17 protein-coding genes are annotated in these 16019 nt (G+C 65.7%); 2 read left to right on the top strand and 15 right to left on the bottom strand.

The annotated features are described in order from the left end of the window. Positions 1–2 precede the first annotated feature (2 nt). Both VGI12_04000 and VGI12_03995 read left to right on the top strand, forming a co-directional pair. Entirely contained in the window at positions 3–920 is a 918-nt protein-coding gene (locus tag VGI12_04000; GenBank protein ID HEY2431814.1) for an MBL fold metallo-hydrolase, read from the top strand. An 89-nt stretch (positions 921–1009) separates the two neighbouring features. Continuing rightward, complete coding sequence (locus tag VGI12_03995) at positions 1010–1819, top strand: hypothetical protein (protein ID HEY2431813.1); 810 nt, start codon at positions 1010–1012, stop codon at positions 1817–1819. 265 nt (positions 1820–2084) lie between these two features. On the opposite strand, the gene VGI12_03990 is transcribed toward VGI12_03995, so the two are convergent. The 15 genes from VGI12_03990 to nrfD all read right to left on the bottom strand — a co-directional run bounded on the left by VGI12_03990 (position 2085) and on the right by nrfD (position 15902). Then, positions 2085–2312, bottom strand: a complete 228-nt coding sequence (locus tag VGI12_03990; protein ID HEY2431812.1) for a hypothetical protein — start codon at positions 2310–2312, stop codon at positions 2085–2087. Positions 2313–2530: 218 nt separating this feature from the next. Further along, positions 2531–3715, bottom strand: coding sequence for an ABC transporter permease (locus tag VGI12_03985; protein ID HEY2431811.1), 1185 nt, complete (start codon positions 3713–3715; stop codon positions 2531–2533). Then, positions 3715–4881 (bottom strand): FtsX-like permease family protein, encoded by a 1167-nt coding sequence (locus VGI12_03980; GenBank protein ID HEY2431810.1) that lies wholly within the window; start codon positions 4879–4881, stop codon positions 3715–3717. The genes VGI12_03985 and VGI12_03980 overlap by 1 nt, the downstream gene beginning before the upstream one ends. Next, entirely contained in the window at positions 4878–5573 is a 696-nt protein-coding gene (locus VGI12_03975) for an ABC transporter ATP-binding protein (protein HEY2431809.1), read from the bottom strand. The genes VGI12_03980 and VGI12_03975 overlap by 4 nt, the downstream gene beginning before the upstream one ends. A gap of 43 nt (positions 5574–5616) precedes the next feature. Beyond that, complete coding sequence (locus VGI12_03970) at positions 5617–6852, bottom strand: efflux RND transporter periplasmic adaptor subunit (protein ID HEY2431808.1); 1236 nt, start codon at positions 6850–6852, stop codon at positions 5617–5619. 148 nt (positions 6853–7000) lie between these two features. Beyond that, complete coding sequence (locus VGI12_03965; protein HEY2431807.1) at positions 7001–7300, bottom strand: cytochrome C oxidase subunit IV family protein; 300 nt, start codon at positions 7298–7300, stop codon at positions 7001–7003. Between the two features lie 12 nt (positions 7301–7312). Next, entirely contained in the window at positions 7313–8044 is a 732-nt protein-coding gene (locus VGI12_03960; GenBank protein HEY2431806.1) for a cytochrome c oxidase subunit 3 family protein, read from the bottom strand. Continuing rightward, positions 8025–9641 (bottom strand): cytochrome c oxidase subunit I, encoded by a 1617-nt coding sequence (gene ctaD / locus VGI12_03955; GenBank protein HEY2431805.1) that lies wholly within the window; start codon positions 9639–9641, stop codon positions 8025–8027. The genes VGI12_03960 and ctaD overlap by 20 nt, the downstream gene beginning before the upstream one ends. A 4-nt stretch (positions 9642–9645) precedes the next feature. Beyond that, the gene (gene coxB / locus VGI12_03950; protein HEY2431804.1) at positions 9646–10596 is read right to left on the bottom strand and encodes a cytochrome c oxidase subunit II; all 951 of its coding nucleotides are present in this window, start codon (positions 10594–10596) and stop codon (positions 9646–9648) included. Positions 10597–10601: 5 nt separating this feature from the next. Next, positions 10602–11540 (bottom strand): SCO family protein, encoded by a 939-nt coding sequence (locus VGI12_03945; protein HEY2431803.1) that lies wholly within the window; start codon positions 11538–11540, stop codon positions 10602–10604. After that, positions 11537–12133 (bottom strand): hypothetical protein, encoded by a 597-nt coding sequence (locus tag VGI12_03940; GenBank protein ID HEY2431802.1) that lies wholly within the window; start codon positions 12131–12133, stop codon positions 11537–11539. The genes VGI12_03945 and VGI12_03940 overlap by 4 nt, the downstream gene beginning before the upstream one ends. A 2-nt stretch (positions 12134–12135) precedes the next feature. Beyond that, the gene (locus VGI12_03935) at positions 12136–13338 is read right to left on the bottom strand and encodes a hypothetical protein (GenBank protein HEY2431801.1); all 1203 of its coding nucleotides are present in this window, start codon (positions 13336–13338) and stop codon (positions 12136–12138) included. Beyond that, complete coding sequence (locus VGI12_03930) at positions 13338–13979, bottom strand: cytochrome c (protein ID HEY2431800.1); 642 nt, start codon at positions 13977–13979, stop codon at positions 13338–13340. Before VGI12_03930 ends, VGI12_03935 begins: the two co-directional genes overlap by 1 nt. Then, positions 13969–14520 (bottom strand): DUF3341 domain-containing protein, encoded by a 552-nt coding sequence (locus VGI12_03925; GenBank protein ID HEY2431799.1) that lies wholly within the window; start codon positions 14518–14520, stop codon positions 13969–13971. The genes VGI12_03930 and VGI12_03925 overlap by 11 nt, the downstream gene beginning before the upstream one ends. Next, a complete protein-coding gene (nrfD, locus tag VGI12_03920) occupies positions 14520–15902 on the bottom strand; it encodes an NrfD/PsrC family molybdoenzyme membrane anchor subunit (protein HEY2431798.1) in 1383 nt (460 codons plus the stop codon). Before nrfD ends, VGI12_03925 begins: the two co-directional genes overlap by 1 nt. Positions 15903–16019 lie beyond the last annotated feature (117 nt).

Genomic DNA, 16019 nt, shown 5'->3' with positions numbered 1-16019 from the left:
GGATGCCGCCGCTCGCCGCCGGACTCGACTACGTCGACCTCAATTTTCTCGGCCGCCCGGAGATCATCGCCACCGCGATCCTGCACGGGCCTGCTGGCGTGGCGCTGATCGATCCCGGACCGTCGACGACGCTCGGCAACCTGACGACCGCGCTGACGCGCAAGGGGATCCGCTTCGAGGACGTCCGGCAGATCCTCATCACGCACATCCACCTCGATCACTCCGGGGCAATCGGGTCGATCCTCGCGAAGTTTCCGCACATCGAGGTCGTCGTCCACCAGCGCGGCGCGCCGCATCTCATCGATCCGACGAAGCTGCTGGCGAGCGCCGGCCGGCTCTACCAGCAAGACATGGAACGGCTGTGGGGCGAGGTCGAACCGGTCGACCAGGCGCGACTGAAGGTGATTGAAGGCGGCGAGCGTCTCACGGTCGTGGGGCGCGAGATCGAGACCGCCTATACACCCGGTCACGCCTCGCATCACGTGTCGTATTTCGATCCGGCGTCGGGCGTGGCGTTCGTCGGCGACACCGCGGGCATCTGCCGCGGCACCAGCGCTTACGTCATGCCGCCGACGCCGCCGCCCGACATCGACCTCGACGCCTGGCACGACAGCTCGGCGAAGATCCTCTCGTGGGATTCCGACACGCTGTTCCTGACGCACTTCGGCCCTCGCCATGGCGCGCGCCAGCACCTCCAGGCCATGTTCGAGAACGTCGATGCCTGGAGCCGCAGCGTCAAGCGGCTGCTCGCCGATCAGTCGGTGGACGACGCCGAACGCCAACGGCGATTCGTGGCCGAGGCGTTTCTCGAAATCGAGCGGAAGATCGGCGAAACCGACGCGACCGACTACGTGCGCGCCGGGGGACTCAACTATTCGTACCAGGGGCTCGCGCGCTATTGGAAGAAGCGCCAGGGATGAGGACGTCCACGTAGACCCGCAGGTGCCGTCGCCCCGGCAGGGCGCCACGAACCCGGCACGGAACGTGACCTTACGATCGCGGAGGTCATATGCGCGGTCGAGCACTGCCGGTTCTCTTTCTGCTCCTGCTGAGCCCAGCCGTTCAGGCGCAGGTGATGTGGCAACCGACGCCGCCACCGCTGGTTACCGCCGAGAACGAGAAGTGGTATCGCGCCGGTGACGCCATCGCGTGGAACGGCGACGTCTACTATCCCGTGGGCGCCCCTGAGGCGTTCAATCCCTACCAGATGGTCAGAGGGGGTTCGTACCGCGGCATCCCGCTCTACACCGACACCACGCTCGAGCCGTACAGCATCGTGTTCGTTCCGATCGGCGGCGGCCGCCTGCAGCCCTACGAGCGACCGCGCACCGGCATGCTGTCGGGCAGCGTCGGCAGCCGCGCGCCTCTGCTGCCGACGCAGCCGTCCTCCGGCCTTGCCTTGACGCCCGAAGGTTACGTCGTGCAGGCGGCGGCCCCCCCGACCTTCGCGCGATCCTACGACGTTGGCCCTGCCAGAGAGCCCGAGCCGATGTCCCCGGCCGTCCCGATTGTCGGCAGCCTCGGCACCACGCGGTCCACCGCCCCGACGCAACCAGTGGCCGCCGGCAGGCGTCCCGCGACAGTGACGAACCGGCCGGCGTCGCAAGCGCAGCCGCAAGGCATCAATAGCGTCTGGTTCGACTACGACGGCCGCCGCTGGGTCTCGGCCGGAAAAGCCGTCGATCTCAGCCCAGACTTCGCAAGAGTTGGCGAGTATCGAGGGACGCCGGTGTACGAACGGCCAGGCGACCGTCTCACGATCTACATTCAGACGGCGCAGGGGCTGGTTGCGCCGTTCAAGCGGTGCCAAGGGTGCTAAAGGCGCCAAGGGTGCTAAAGGTGCGGGTGCTAGAGGTGCGAAGGGTGCTAAGGGTGTGGGCGCCTTTAGCACCCTTCGCACTAACAGCGAAGTCATGGATCGAGTCGGGGGTTGAAGACCTTCGCCTTCAACCCCCGATCGGAACCTGGCCGCGGGCCGCAGGCGCCCGGGAACGAGGAAACAAGCCGGCTTGTGTGGCTGACTAGGGAGGTGGTCAGCCGGTCGGCTCGGTGGGTGATTCTTGGCTCTTGTTGAAGCCGCCTTCTTATGCCGCCGTGCGGGGCGCGAATCGCGTCGGCCCGCCGTCGGTCTTCATGAACGATCCATCACGCGTCTGCGACAGGAAGTTCGCTTTGACCAGCGCCTCGAGCAGCTGGTCGCAGATCTGGCTATCCAGTCCCCAGAGCCGCTGCGCCTGCGCCGGCGTCAACCGAAGTCCAGGCATTTCGGTGAACTCCCCCTGGATTCGCTGAAGTACGTCGTCGATGCGCATGAGTCCCTCCGTCCGCCGTTTTCTTCCTGGTATTTCACTGGGGAAAATTGCAACTGGTGTACCGTCGAATCACGCGCGCAGGCAAATCGCCATGGCAACCCGTAAATAGCGGCATCGTAAATATTTACGGCCTATGAGCCACGCAGACAGGCCTCCGTTCGCCGGCTGAGATCCGTACGTCGGGAGGTCGCTGGTTGTCTGGAATTACTACGGTCGGCTCAGAGCTCGCGAAGCGCCGTGATGATCGGCAGGCGGGCGGCGCGAATGGCCGGCAGCAGCCCGCCGACCAGGCCCATCAGGACGGCATAGAAGAGGGCCTTGGCCAGCAGCGGCCCCGTTACCGCGAACTTGAAGGCGATCTGGCTGAACGACTGGAAGTTCATCGTCGCCGTCTCGTAGCCGTTGAACGCGAGATAGGCGATCGCGCCGCCGATCGCGCCGCCGAGCAGCGCCAGCAGCGCGGCTTCCACCAGCACCGAGATCACGACCGGAACGCTGCCGAACCCGAGCGCGCGCAGCGTGGCGATCTCGCGGGTGCGGCTCGCCACCGCCGTATACATGGTGATGACGGCGCCGAACACCGCGCCGACCCCCATCAGCACGCCGATGATGCCGCCGATGATCCGGACGATCGTCTGCAGCGTCTGCGTCTGGCTGCCGTAGTACTCGGGCGCGCGCATCGCCGTCACCTGCAGCTGCGGGTTCGAGGTCAGCGAGTCTTTCAGCTCGTTGAACGAATCGGGCGAGGCGAGGCGCGCGTACACCGACTGGTAGCTGTTGCCGCGGCGATACGCGGGCTGCAGCACCTTGACGTCGCACCACAGCTCCGATTCCGAGACCGAGCCGCCGTCGTCGAAGATGCCGACCAGCGTCCAGGTGTTTTCGCCCCACTTGATCTGGCGGCCGACGGTGAGGTCCTCGAACTGGCGCGACGCGGCGCGGCCGGCGATGATCTCGTTCTGCCCCGGCTGGAAGTTCCGCCCTTCGGCGATCTTCAGGTTCTTGTGGACCTTGAACGCCTCTTCGGTCACGCCGCGCAGCGGCACGTTGCCCGAGGTGCCCGAGCGCTTCAGCGGGTGATCGACAACGACGAACAGCTCGGGCGAGGTCATCGGGGTGCCCGACCCGTCGCGCGCGATGCCGGGCGCGTCCTGGATGATTCTGGTCTGATCGCCCGGCAGGCCGCTGGTCATCTCGGTGTCGCTGCCGGCGCGCAGGATCAGCACCGTATTCGGATCGCCCGAGGCCTTCATCGTCGTCGCCACGCCCTCGGCGATCGAGAGGACCGCGACGAAGACCAGGACGACGCCGGCGATGCCGATCACCGCGACGCTCGACGAACCGAGCCGGACGCGGATCGAGCGCAGGTTGACCGAGGTGACTGCGACGATCTGCGAGAACATCAGTTTCTCCTCAGCGCGTCGGTGATGCGCAGCCGGCCCGCCTGCCACGCGGGCAGGAGGCCGGCGGCCAGTCCCAGCGCCAGCACCAGCACCGCGCCGACGAAAATCGACGGGGTTGGGAAGTAGAAGGCCGGCAGCAGTCCGCCGGTCGGGTCGCCCATCACGGTAATCAGCACGTAGGACAGCACCAGTCCAGCGCCGCCGCCCGCCACCGCGATCAGCACCGACTCGGCCAGCACCATCCACAGGATGCGCCGGTCGGGAAAGCCGAGCGTCTTCAATACCGCCAGCTCGTTGGTCCGCTCGCGGATCGCCTGGGCCATGGTGTTGCCGGTGACCAGCAGGATGGTGAACATCGCCATGCCGACGATCCACATCATGATCTGGCCGATGTCGCCGATCTGCTTGGCCCAGTCGGCGACGAACGCCTTCTCGGTGTTGGTCTTGGTCTCCGCCGGCGAGTTGGCGAACATCGCGTCGATCTTTCCGGCGATGTCGGCCGACTTGTCAGGATTGTCGACCGTGAGCACGTACCAGTTGTACTTGTCCCTGAAACCGCTCTGTTCAGGGATCGTCTCGCGCAGGTACAAGTAGTTGAAGAGCAGCTGCGTCTTGTCCGCCCCCTTGATCTTCGAGTCGTAGATGCCGTCGATCGTGAATTCCCACGGGCCGCCGTCCGGACGGCGGTAGATCGTGCCGTTGATGGGAACCTTCTGGCCGAGCTTGAAGCCGTACTTCTTCGCCGTGTCGATGCCGATGATGGCGCCGGTACGATCCGCGATGAACGCCTTCTTCTGGTCGTCCGACAGCTCGTACTCGTGACTGTAGACGCGCAGCCAGCTCTCGGGGTCCGCGGCGAAGGTCGCGAACTGATTGCGCACATCCTGGTAGTAGCCGCCGAACCAGTTGGCGTGGGTGATGTCGGTGACGCCTGGCACCTGCTTGATCTGCGATTCGTAGCTGGCCGGCAGCGGATTGATAATCGACACCTTGTCGATGACCATCAGCCGCTCCTGTCCGGCCAGCTGGATGTTCATGCCGAAGGCCGAACGGATCGCCATCAGCACGCCGAACAGCAGGAAGGCGAAGAACACCGCGCCGATGGTGAAGATCGTCCGGAACTTGCGGCGCAGCAGGTTGCGCCAGACGATCGGGAAGAACTTCATGCCACCGCCTCCTGTTCGCCGACCAGCACGCCCTTCTCCAGGTGCAGCGTCCGGGTCGCCCGCGCCGCCGCGTGCGGGTCGTGCGTGACCATGACGATCGTCTTCTTGTAGTCGCGATTGAGCGCCTGCAGCAGGTCGAGGATCTCGTCGCCGGCCTTGCGATCGAGATCGCCGGTCGGCTCGTCGCACAGGAGCAGCGTCGGATCGGTGACGATGGCGCGCGCGATCCCGACGCGCTGCTCCTGGCCGCCCGAGAGCTGGCGCGGATAGTGGTGCATCCGCTCGCTGAGTCCGACCGCCTTGAGCGCGACTTCGACGCGCTTCCGCCGCTCCGACTTGGACAGCTTGGTGAGCAGCAGCGGCAATTCGACGTTGCGTGCAGCCGTCAGCACCGGCAGCAGGTTGTAGAGCTGAAAGACGAAACCGATGTGGCGCGCCCGCCACGCCGCCAGGCGTCCGCCCGACAGGTTGTCGATGCGATCGCCGGCAACGGCCAGCGATCCCTCCGACGGCGTGTCGAGGCCGCCGATCAGGTTCAGCAGCGTCGTCTTCCCCGATCCCGACGGGCCCATCAGCGCCAGGAACTCCCCCTCGGGAATATCGAGATTGACGCCCTGCAGGACGTCGATCCGCTGTCCGCCACGCTGGAAGACCTTGTGAAGACCGCGAACCTGCACCAGGGATTGAGACATTGGCATGCGCTCCTGCGACTGTTGACTGCCTTACTGCCGACTCTTACTGCTGGCTGATTCTGACCTTGTCGCCGTCCTTCAGCGTCTGTGGCCCGTCCGTCACCACGCGCTCGCCGGTGCGGATGCCGGAGACCACCTCGATCTGATCGCCGCTGTCGAAGCCGGTCTTCACCGCCCGCCGCTCGACCCGGTCCTCGTTCAGCACGAAGATCACCGCCCGGCCGTCGAAACTCCTCACCGCGGTCTTGGGCACGAGGACGGCCGGGACAGCCGGCGCCTGTCCGGCCGGCGGCGCGTCCTTCAGGAACGCGACCTTGACGCCCATGTCGGGCAGGATCCGCGGATCGAGCGATTCGAACCCGATCCGCACCTTCACCGTCGCCTTCTGCCGATCCGCCGACGGTATCGTCGTGATCACATGCGCGGGAATATGCCAGTCGGGATACGCGTCGAGCGTTGCCTCGACCTTCTGATTGTTGACCACACGGTTGATGTACGTCTCGTTGACGTCGACTTCGATCTCGAGGGAGGTCATGTCGACGATGGTGCCGATGCCGGTGCGCGTGAAGCCGCCTCCCGCTGACACCGGCGAGATCATCTCGCCCGGCTGCGCGTCCTTCGAGATGACGATCCCGGCAAACGGAGCGTGCACCACCATGTCGTCGAGATTGGTCTGCTGCATTTCGACCTGGCGCTCGGCCACGCCGATCTGCTGCTGGGCATAGGCGATGCGGGCCTTGGTCGAATCCACCACCGACCGGGCGTCGTCGACCTCAGCCTGGCCGACGACCCGTTCCTTCAGGAGCGCCTGCCGACGCTGCAGGTTGAGCTCCGCTTCAGCCAGCTTCGCTTCGTCCTCGGCGTAGCCCTTCTTCGATGCGGCGAGCTGCGCCTGCGCGAGGTTCAGCGCGGCGCGCGCCTGGGTATCGTCGAGGTGGGCGAGGATCTGGCCGGCTTTCACCGGATGCCCTTCCTCGATCAGCACGTCCATCACCTTGCCGGTGACTTTCGAGGACACGGTCGCGCGCCGCCGTGCGACCACGTATCCAGACGCGTTCAACACGGCACTCGGGGCGTTCGCGCCGCCGGCCTTCGCCGTCGCCAGCGCGATCTTGACCGTGGCCGCCTGCAGCGCAGTCGCCCAGTACCAGGCGCCGAAGCCGCCCAGGCCGAGCACGAGCAGGACGACGATCGCCACGGCGATGGGCTTGCCCCGGCCGCCGCCGCGGTCGTCCTGCGAAATGCGCAGCGCCGCCAGATCCTTTGAGAGATCGTTCATTTGGAGAATGCCCGTGGCCCGACGTCCGCCACTGAATAGTCGTTCGGGACCATCCAGTATAGACAATACGGAGCCGGCGGACAGGCCGGGTCACGGCTTCCGGCCGGTGGAGGATATCAGCCGGTAAATGGCGCGCGCTCGGAGGGCGTCAGCGCCAGGTGCCCGGAACCCAGCCGCGGGTCAGGTAATCCTGCATCGTCAGGCCGAACATGATGAGCAGCCAGAAGAAGCCGGACGCGGCCACCACCCAGGTCAGGCGGGTGCTCCAGCGGACGTGCATGAAGAAGAGGATGACCAGCGCCGCCTTGGTGCAGGCGATGAGCAGCATCGCGACGTTGTTGAGCGCGCCCATGTCGACTTCTGCCGCCACCACCGTCAGCACGGTGCCGACGACCAGCGCGAACCAGATTCCGACATACATCGATTTCGGTGCGACGTGTCCACTCATGCGCGAGCCCCGCTAGCCTTTGAAGTGCCCGCCGATGAGATAGAGCAGCGGGAACAGGAAAATCCAGACGATGTCGACGAAGTGCCAGTAGAGGCCGGCGACTTCGACCGGCGTGTAGTACTCCTCGTCGAAGATGCCGCGCCAGGCCATCACCGCAATTACCGCCATGATGCCGAGGCCGATGATCATGTGCAGCGCATGCAGCCCCGTCATTGCGAAGTAGAGCGAGTAGAACTGCTCCGCCGGCTTCGGATACATGCCTTCCCAATGGAAGTAGGGGCCCGGCACGTGATGGTGCACGAACTTGTCGTAGTACTCGATGGCCTTGATCCCGAGGAAGCCGACGCCGAACACCATCGTGCCGAGCAGCCAGCCGACCTGTGTCTTGCGCGACTGGCCCGTCTGCGCGGCGCGCACCGCCAGCGCCATCGTCAGCGAGCTGCAGATGAGGACGAGCGTGTTGGTGGTACCCCAGAAGCGATTGAGCTCGTGGCTCGCCTCCTGGAACCCTTCCGGCGACGCATGGCGGTAGACGAGATACGCCATGAACAGGCCGCCGAAGAACAGGATTTCCGTGGAGAGGAACACCCACATGCCGAGCGTCGAGGCCTCGGCCTGCTGCTCCATGTTGTCGAAATGGTGCTGCAGCCACGGGTGGTGGGCGTGCTCGGGCGCGGGCGCCGGCTGGATCGCCACGGGCGCCGGGTATTGCGGGAACTGCTGCTCAGACAATGCCGACCTCATGGCTCGGAGCGTACTGATGCGTGCCGTGGGTCACGATCGGCGTGACCAGGAAGTTCTCGGTCGGCGGCGGCGACGGGATCTCCCACTCCAGGCCGCGCGCGCCCCACGGGTTGGCACTGGCGATCTCACCCTTGAAGATCGACCACGTGAAATACACCATCGGGATCAGGTAGCCGATGCCGAGGATGGTGGCGCCTGCGGTCGAGAGCACGTTCCACACCTGGAATTCCGGCGCGTACATCGCGTAGCGGCGCGGCATGCCCAGGTAGCCGACGATGAACTGCGGCCCGAACGTCAGGTTGAAGCCGATGAAGATGTTCAGGCAGGCGAACTTGGCCCAGCCCTCGGGATACATGCGGCCGGTGATCTTCGGCCACCAGTAGTGCAGGCCGCCCAGGAAGCCGAAGATGGCGCCGCCGACCATCACGTAATGGAAGTGCGCGATGATGAAGTAGGTGTCGTGCATGTGGATGTCCATGCCGAGCGTCGCCAGGAACAGCCCCGTCAGTCCGCCGATCGTGAACAGGCCGATGAAGCCGAAGGCGTAGAGCATCGGCGAATCCCACGAGACCGACCCCTTGTAGAGCGTCGCCGTCCAGTTGAACACCTTCACCGCCGACGGAATCGCCACGAACATCGAGATGATCGAAAACACCAGGCCTGCGTATGTCGACTGGCCGGACACGAACAGGTGGTGGCCCCAGACCAGGAAGCCGATGATCGCGATCGCCAGGCTCGAGAACGCCACGAACGCGTAGCCGAAGATGTTCTTGCGCGCGAAGGCCTGCACCAGCTCGCTGACCACCCCCATCGCCGGCAGGATCATGATGTAGACGGCCGGGTGCGAGTAGAACCAGAACAGGTGCTGGAAGAGCACCGGGTCGCCGCCGAGGGCCGGGTCGAAGATGCCGAGGTGAAGGCCGCGCTCGACCGCCACCAGCAGCACGGTGATGGCGATGACCGGCGTGCCGAGGATCATGATCAGCGAGGTCGCGTAGTGCGACCACACGAAGAGCGGCAGCCGGAACCAGGTCAGCCCCGGCGCGCGCATGCGGTGGACGGTGACGATGAAATTCAGGCCGGTCAGGATCGACGAGAAGCCGGTAATGAAGATGCCGAGGCCGGCAAGAATGACGTTCGAGTTCGACGCGGTCGTGCTGTAGGGCGCGTAGAAGGTCCAGCCGGTGTCGACGCCGCCGGTCAGCGCCGCGGTGATCGTGAACAGGCCGCCGAGAATGTAGATGTACCAGCTGAGCAGGTTGATGCGCGGGAACGCCAGGTCCTTTGCGCCGATCATGATCGGGATGAGGAAGTTGCCGAGCGTCGCCGGAATCGACGGAATCAGGAAGAAGAACACCATCACGATGCCGTGCATCGTGAACAGCTTGTTGTAGGTGTCGGGCTGGACGAGATCCGACGCCGGCGTCAGCAGCTCGAGCCGGATCATCAGCGCGAAGAAGCCGCCGAGGAAAAAGAAGGCGGTGACCGACCACAGGTAGAGCAGCGCGATCCGCTTGTGATCCCGCGTCAACAGCCACGACTTGAGGCCGTGGCCGTTGTTCAGGTAATTGAGCGTGGGTGTTGCGGTGGTGTCCATATGACTATTTCGTCGCCCCCTGCTGGTTGCCGCCGAGCGACTTCACGTAGGCGATCAGCTGGAGTAGTTGTTCTTCCGAGACGAGGCCCTGGAACGTCGGCATGATCGGCTGATAGCCGGCGACGATCTTCGCCTGCGAATTCAGGATCGACTCCCGGACGTAGGCGTCGTCGGCGGTGACGGTCTGCCCGGTGGTGAGTGTGACGGTGCTGCCGTAGACACCCTTCAGCGACGGCGCGCGGCCCTGGCCGTTCTCGAGATGGCAGGTGGCGCAGGCCAGATCCTGGAACAGCTTCGCCCCGTTGTCGGCCATCGACCCGTTGACCGGTCCGCCGCCGAGCCACGCCTGATAGTCGGACGGCTCCATCACCGTCACCCAGCCGATCATCGCGGAGTGCTTGGTGCCGCAGTACTGCGTGCAGAACAGGTGATAGCGCCCCGGTTTGGTCGCCGTGAACCACAACGTGTTGTACCGCCCGGGGATCACGTCCGCCTTGACGCGGAAATCGGGGATGAAGAAGCTGTGGATGACGTCTTCCGAGCCCATCGTCAGCTTGACCGGGACGCCCAGCGGCACGTGCAGCTCGTTGATCTCGCGTGCGCCGTCCATGTGCTGCGCCTTCCACATCCACTGCTTGCCGACGATGTAGATGTCCATCGCGCCTTTCGGCGGGCGGGTCATGTGGAAGAAGACCTGCGCGCCCCACACGAACATCACCATGGTGATGCCGAGCGGGATGAACGTCCACAGCAGCTCGAGCACCAGCGATCCGTGGATCTCGACGCCGACCTCGTCGGCGTGCTTGCGGTGGAATTTGATCGCAAACACCACCACGAGGATGCCGACGAGCGCCATGAAGAACGCTGTGACGGCGACGAGGAAGAAGTACAGGGCATCGACCTGCCCTGCCTGTTCCGACGCCGCCTCCGGAAAGAACGGAAAGTTCGTGAACATTCTGGTTATGTACGGGTCGCCGCGTGTTCGCCGGGCGCCACCCCCGCCGACGCTTCAGCAGAGGCTGCGCGCTCGCGGCGGCGGCTGACGAACAGGAACGTCAGGAACGTTCCGACCGTGAGAATGAAGCCGACGCGCACCGCGTTGAGCACCGCCGCGCCGTACTTCCCGTCCGCCGGATCGTAGTGGTAGCAGAGCAGCAGCACCTTGTCGCCGACCGTGCCGAGCTGGTTGTGCGAGGCCTCGACCAGCGCCAGCCGCAGGTCTCGCGGCGCGAAATCGATCCCGAGCAGGTAGCGCGCGATGACCCCCTGCGGCGTCGCCACGTAGATCGCCGCACCGTGCGCGAACTGGCCCAGGTGTTCGTCGTAGGCGTAGTGGAAGCCGATCGCCGCCGCCAGCGGCTTGATCGACGCGTCGGTGCCGGTCAGGAAGTGCCAGCCAGCCGCTGACGCCGGGCGGCCGTAGTGTTCGAGATAGGTCGCCTTCTTCGCCGACGCGAGCTCCGGCGTGTCGCGCGGGTCGATGCTGACCACCACGACGTCGAAGTCCTTGCCGGCGTCGAGCGACAGGGTCTTGAGCGTGCCGGTCATGCCGTTGAGCACCTGCGTGCAGAGCATCGGGCACTCGTAGTAAGCGAGCGCCAGCACCACCGGCTTGGTGCCGAAGAACGCCCCGAGGCGCACGTCGCGCCCCTTTTCGTCCTTGAACAGCAGGTCCAGCGGCAGCTGCTGGCCGATCTGCTGATCGATCCGCACCTGCTGCAGCAGACCGGGTTTCGCGGTGGCGGGCGTCGGCCGCGGCGGTGCGTCGGCGTACTGCGCCGCCGCTGATCCGGCGGTCAGCAGCGCGAACGCCGCCGCCATCGCGCAGATGCGTACGCCTGCGGTCGCACCGGCCCTGAAGCCTGCCAGCATCCCCGCGCCAGCGGAAGTCCGTCTCACAGCCCTCCCCCGGGCTTCCTGGGAGTGTCGGTGGTCGTGGTCGGCGGCATCGTGGCGTTCACCGGCGGCACAGCCGGGTTGGCGGCAGGCGCAGGTGCGCCGGACAGATCGGCGCCGCCCGCCTTGAGCAGGCGGCCGCCATTCGACTCGCCGGTCGAGGCGACGTGCGTGCCCTCCACGGGATCGGCGGCGCCGGCGCGGACGGGAATGCCCTTCTGCAGCAGCATCGCCTTGGCCCGATCGATCGGGATGCGAGCGATGCCGCCGCTCTCGTCGACCCAGCCGTAGCCGTTCAGGTAGTCGGTTTCGGACGCGCGCAGCATCTGGAGATCGGTCCACGGCGTCGTCTGCAGCGACGGCGCCGGGAAATCGGCGACCTGCGCGGGCCCGGCGGCGAGCGGGGTGACGACCGGCTGCGTCCGGGTCTCGATGGTGTCGAACAGCTTGAACAGACCGATCATCGCGACCTGGATCCCGATCGTGATCCCGGCGAGCACCACCACGAAGGCGATGATCGCGCGGACGTTGATGTCCGACTCTTCGTGATGAACGTTCTCGTTGACCAGCTCGCCGTGCGGGTGGTGTGAGGACATCTTTAATGGCCCCCTTCATGCCCGTGCAGGAGCATGTCCTTGAAGTACGGGTCGTTGACCGGCAGCAGCGGGCGCTTCGCCAGCTGCTGCGCGAAGAGCCACACCCAGAGACCGGCGAGCGCCAGCGGGACGCCGACGTTGGCCAGGCTGATCGGCGTGCCCGACTGGTTGAACGCGGGCGCCACCAGCCAGATGTCGGTCAGGAAGCGGATGCCGACGATGAACCAGGCGACGCGCGCCAGCAGGTTCGGCCGCCGCTTCAGATCGCGCGAGAGCAGCACGCAGAACGGCAGCACGAAGTGGCCGAACACCAGGAACAGCGTCACCGGCTCCCAGTTGTTGCGCAGCCGCTCGAGATAGTACGGAATCTCTTCCGGCAGGTTGCCCGCCCAGATGATCAGGAACTGCGAGAAGGAGAAGTAGGCGTAGAGCATCACCAGGGCGAGCATCAGCTTGCCGAGATCGTGGAAATTGCTCGCGCGCACCACCTGGTTCATCGGCTCGCGGGGAGAGATGAGCGCCAGGACCGCGATCCCGAATGCCAGCGCGTTCAGCCCCTGGCCGACGACCTGGATGAGCCCATAGATCGTCGAGTACCACTCCGGGTCGAGCGACATGGTCCAGTCGAACGCCGCCAGGCTCATCAGGATCGTGTAGGCGAGGAGCCCTGGGGCGCTGATCACCCGGAAGCGGCGCGTGTCGGCTTCGTCGAGCGCCACTTCGCCGGCGTCCTGCTGCGCCGACCAGCGGTTCAGGTGCCAACTGCAGAACAGCCAGACCGCGAAGTAGATGACGGCGCGGATGACGAACCCGGTCAGCGTCTGGTAGATCCCGCGGTGCGCGATCGCGTGCACCGCCTGTCCCTCGGGCCGCGCCCACACATACAGCTGCGGCGCCAGCACGACGATCGGTACGAACAGCAGTATCGACAGCGGCAGCATCCGCGAGCCGGCCTCGTAGATACGGCGGCTGACGAGGCCCCACTGGCCGCCGACCATGTGCTGCAGCATCAGCAACGCCAGCGAGCCGAGCGACAGGCCCGTGCAGAACCAGAAGCCGATCAGCAGCGACGGCGCGAGCTGCCCCGGGTTCAGCGCCACGCCGAGCCCGCCGACCACCACGCCGACGACGGCCGCGACGAGCCCGCGCTGCTGCAGGCGCCCGATGCCCGCGGTGTCGATGGTCGTGAGTACGTTCGTCTGCATTACTGCTTGTGCTCCCCGGCCCCGCGATCGGCGCCCGGATCCTTGCGTTCCGTCCCGGCGGGCTGCGCGGGCTGCGAGAGCTTCTGCCGCTCCTCGGGCGTGAGGTCGGCGGCCGTCGCGTGCTGGCTCAGTTGCAGCGCGCGGACATAGGCGGCGATCGCCCAGCGATCGCGCGGCGCGATCTGCGCCTTGTAGTCCGGCATCGCGCCGAAGCCGTTGGTCATGACGTCGTAGAAGTGGCCGATCGGCGCCTGACGGAGGCGGTCGATGTGGTACGACGGCGGCTGGCGATAGCCGCGCCGCACGATCATGCCGTCGCCGAGCCCCGCCGCGCCGTGGCACGGCCGGCAATAGATGTTGAAGCGGTCCTGGCCGCGATCCAGCACGTCGGCGGTCAGCGGGAAGGGCAGCGCATCGACGTCCGCCGCGCCGTTCTTGCCGGTGAAGAACGTCACGTCGTCTTCGAGTGTGCCGCGCGCGACGGTGTCCTCGACGAGCGGCCGCGCGCTCGAGCCGTTCTTGAAGAACACGCTCTCACGCAGCGGAATCGCCTTGGGCGAGTTCTGCATGTCCTGGCGACAGCCCGCGGCTGCGATCAGGAGACAGAAGGCAGCCGTCAGCAGACAGAATTTACGGCTCAACTTCGCTGACCTCCGTCGCATGGAGCCCCTTCAGGAAGTCCGCGGTCGCCGTGCGATCGAACTTCGGATCCTCCGACTCGACGAGCAGGAAGAACTTGTCGCGCGAGGCGTGCTCGAAGCGCTCGACGTTGAACGCCGGGTGGTACGGCTGCGGCAGCCCGTTGAGCGCGATCATCCCGATCACGCCGGCGATGGCGGCGAAGAGAATCGTCAGCTCGAAGGTCACCGGCACGAACTGCGGCCAGCTGTTGAGCGGCTTGCCAGCGATGTTCACCGGGTAGGCAATCTCGTGCACCCACTCCTGCAGGCCGATGCCGGTCAGCAGGCCCGTGATACCGCCGGCCAGCACGATCGGCGACAGTCGGCGATCGTGGTGACCGATGGCCTCCCACGCCTCTTCAATCGGGTACGGCGTGAAGGTGTCGAGCTTGCGGTAGCCGGCGGCGTAGACGCGCCTGGCGGCCTCGACCAGCGACTTCGGATCGTCGAACTCGGCCATCAGGCCGTAAATGGCCGGCGGCAGGGTGCGTGCCGTGTCCATCAGTGTGCCTCCGAGCCGTTCATCTTCGCCGCCGGCGCCATCGTCCGTACCTCGAAGATCGAGATCATCGGCAGGAAGCGGATGAACAGGAAGAAGAACGTGATGAACATGCCGAGCGTGCCGGTAAACACCATCCAGTCCCAGATCGTGCCGTGATACATACCCCAGGACGAGGGGAGAAAATCGCGGTGCAGACTGGTGACGACGATGACGAAGCGCTCCAGCCACATGCCGACGTTGACCACCATCGCGACCAGGAACAGACCCAGCGTGCTCGTGCGCACCCGTTTGATCCACAGCCACTGCGGCGTGAGGATGTTGCAGAAGATGAGCGTCCAGTACATGTACCAGTACGGGCCGAACATCCGGTTCAGGATCATGAAGCCTTCGTACTTGTTGCCGCTGTACCAGCCGAAGAACGCCTCCGACATGTAGCCGTAGGCGACGATCAGCCCGGTCACCAGCGTGACCTTCCCCATGTTCTCGAGGTGGCGCATGGTGATGAAGTCTTCCAGACCGTAGACCTTGCGCAGCGGAATCGCCAGCGTCAGCACCATCGCGAAGCCGGCGTAGATCGCGCCTGCGACGAAGTAGGGCGGGAAGATCGTGGCGTGCCAGCCGGGGACGATGCCGATCGCGAAGTCGAAGCTGACGACCGTGTGCACTGAGAGGACGAGCGGTGTCGACAGGCCGGCGAGCAGCAGGTAGACGTGCTCGTAGCGCTGCCAGTGGCGCGCCGAGCCGCGCCAGCCGAGCGCAAGCATCCCGTAGGCGCGCTTGACCCAGATGTTACGGGCCTTGTCGCGCAGCGTCGCGATGTCGGGAATGAGCCCGACGTACCAGTACATCAGCGACACGGTGAAGTAGGTCGAGACCGCGAATACGTCCCAGATGAGCGGGCTTCTGAACTGCGGCCAGAGCCCCATGCTGTTCGGATAGGGGAACAGCCAGTAGGCGGCCAACCACGGGCGGCCGGTATGGATCAGCGGGAAGAGGCCGGCGCACATGACCGCGAAGATGGTCATGCCTTCGGCGAAGCGGTTGATCGACGTGCGCCAACCCTGCTTCAGCAGGAGGAGAATGGCGGAAATCAAGGTCCCCGCATGGCCGATGCCGATCCACCAGACGAAATTGATGATCGCGAAGCCCCAGCCGACGGGAATGTTGACGCCCCAGATCCCGACGCCCTTCAGCAGCAGATAGGTGATCGCCATCCCCATCATGCCCATCAGCATCAGACCGACGGAGACCACCACGAACCAGCTGATCGGCTGATGGGTGGTGAGGACGACGCCGCCGATCTTGTCGCTGATCGATGTGAACGTGTGGCCGGGCTCGATGAGCGGCGCGGGCTCGTAGGTGGACGGCTTCGGATTTATCATCGTTCAACCGAGGGGCTTCGCCACCCGGACTCCCCTACACGCGCATTCGTTCGCCGCGTCGCCGGCGCACTCCATTCGCGTGGCTCGCTGCGCTGCGGTCGCTCGCGCCAGGCTTGG

The organism is Vicinamibacterales bacterium (assembly GCA_036496585.1).
Lineage (GTDB): Bacteria > Acidobacteriota > Vicinamibacteria > Vicinamibacterales > 2-12-FULL-66-21 > JAICSD01.
This window is presented reverse-complemented; position numbering and strand designations above follow the sequence as displayed.

What these genes read in the sequence shown, in the direction of transcription:
- VGI12_03985 (HEY2431811.1), bottom strand. Translation starts at nt 3,715, where the DNA reads ATGTTCTCGCAGATCGTCGCAGTCACCTCGGTCAACCTGCGCTCGATC.
- VGI12_03940 (HEY2431802.1), bottom strand. Translation starts at nt 12,133, where the DNA reads ATGTCCTCACACCACCCGCACGGCGAGCTGGTCAACGAGAACGTTCAT.
- VGI12_03965 (HEY2431807.1), bottom strand. Translation starts at nt 7,300, where the DNA reads ATGAGTGGACACGTCGCACCGAAATCGATGTATGTCGGAATCTGGTTC.
- VGI12_03935 (HEY2431801.1), bottom strand. Translation starts at nt 13,338, where the DNA reads ATGCAGACGAACGTACTCACGACCATCGACACCGCGGGCATCGGGCGC.
- VGI12_03980 (HEY2431810.1), bottom strand. Translation starts at nt 4,881, where the DNA reads ATGAAGTTCTTCCCGATCGTCTGGCGCAACCTGCTGCGCCGCAAGTTC.
- VGI12_04000 (HEY2431814.1), top strand. Translation starts at nt 3, where the DNA reads ATGCCGCCGCTCGCCGCCGGACTCGACTACGTCGACCTCAATTTTCTC.
- VGI12_03960 (HEY2431806.1), bottom strand. Translation starts at nt 8,044, where the DNA reads ATGAGGTCGGCATTGTCTGAGCAGCAGTTCCCGCAATACCCGGCGCCC.
- nrfD (HEY2431798.1), bottom strand. Translation starts at nt 15,902, where the DNA reads ATGATAAATCCGAAGCCGTCCACCTACGAGCCCGCGCCGCTCATCGAG.
- VGI12_03970 (HEY2431808.1), bottom strand. Translation starts at nt 6,852, where the DNA reads ATGAACGATCTCTCAAAGGATCTGGCGGCGCTGCGCATTTCGCAGGAC.
- VGI12_03975 (HEY2431809.1), bottom strand. Translation starts at nt 5,573, where the DNA reads ATGTCTCAATCCCTGGTGCAGGTTCGCGGTCTTCACAAGGTCTTCCAG.
- coxB (HEY2431804.1), bottom strand. Translation starts at nt 10,596, where the DNA reads ATGTTCACGAACTTTCCGTTCTTTCCGGAGGCGGCGTCGGAACAGGCA.
- VGI12_03995 (HEY2431813.1), top strand. Translation starts at nt 1,010, where the DNA reads ATGCGCGGTCGAGCACTGCCGGTTCTCTTTCTGCTCCTGCTGAGCCCA.
- VGI12_03990 (HEY2431812.1), bottom strand. Translation starts at nt 2,312, where the DNA reads ATGCGCATCGACGACGTACTTCAGCGAATCCAGGGGGAGTTCACCGAA.
- ctaD (HEY2431805.1), bottom strand. Translation starts at nt 9,641, where the DNA reads ATGGACACCACCGCAACACCCACGCTCAATTACCTGAACAACGGCCAC.
- VGI12_03925 (HEY2431799.1), bottom strand. Translation starts at nt 14,520, where the DNA reads ATGGACACGGCACGCACCCTGCCGCCGGCCATTTACGGCCTGATGGCC.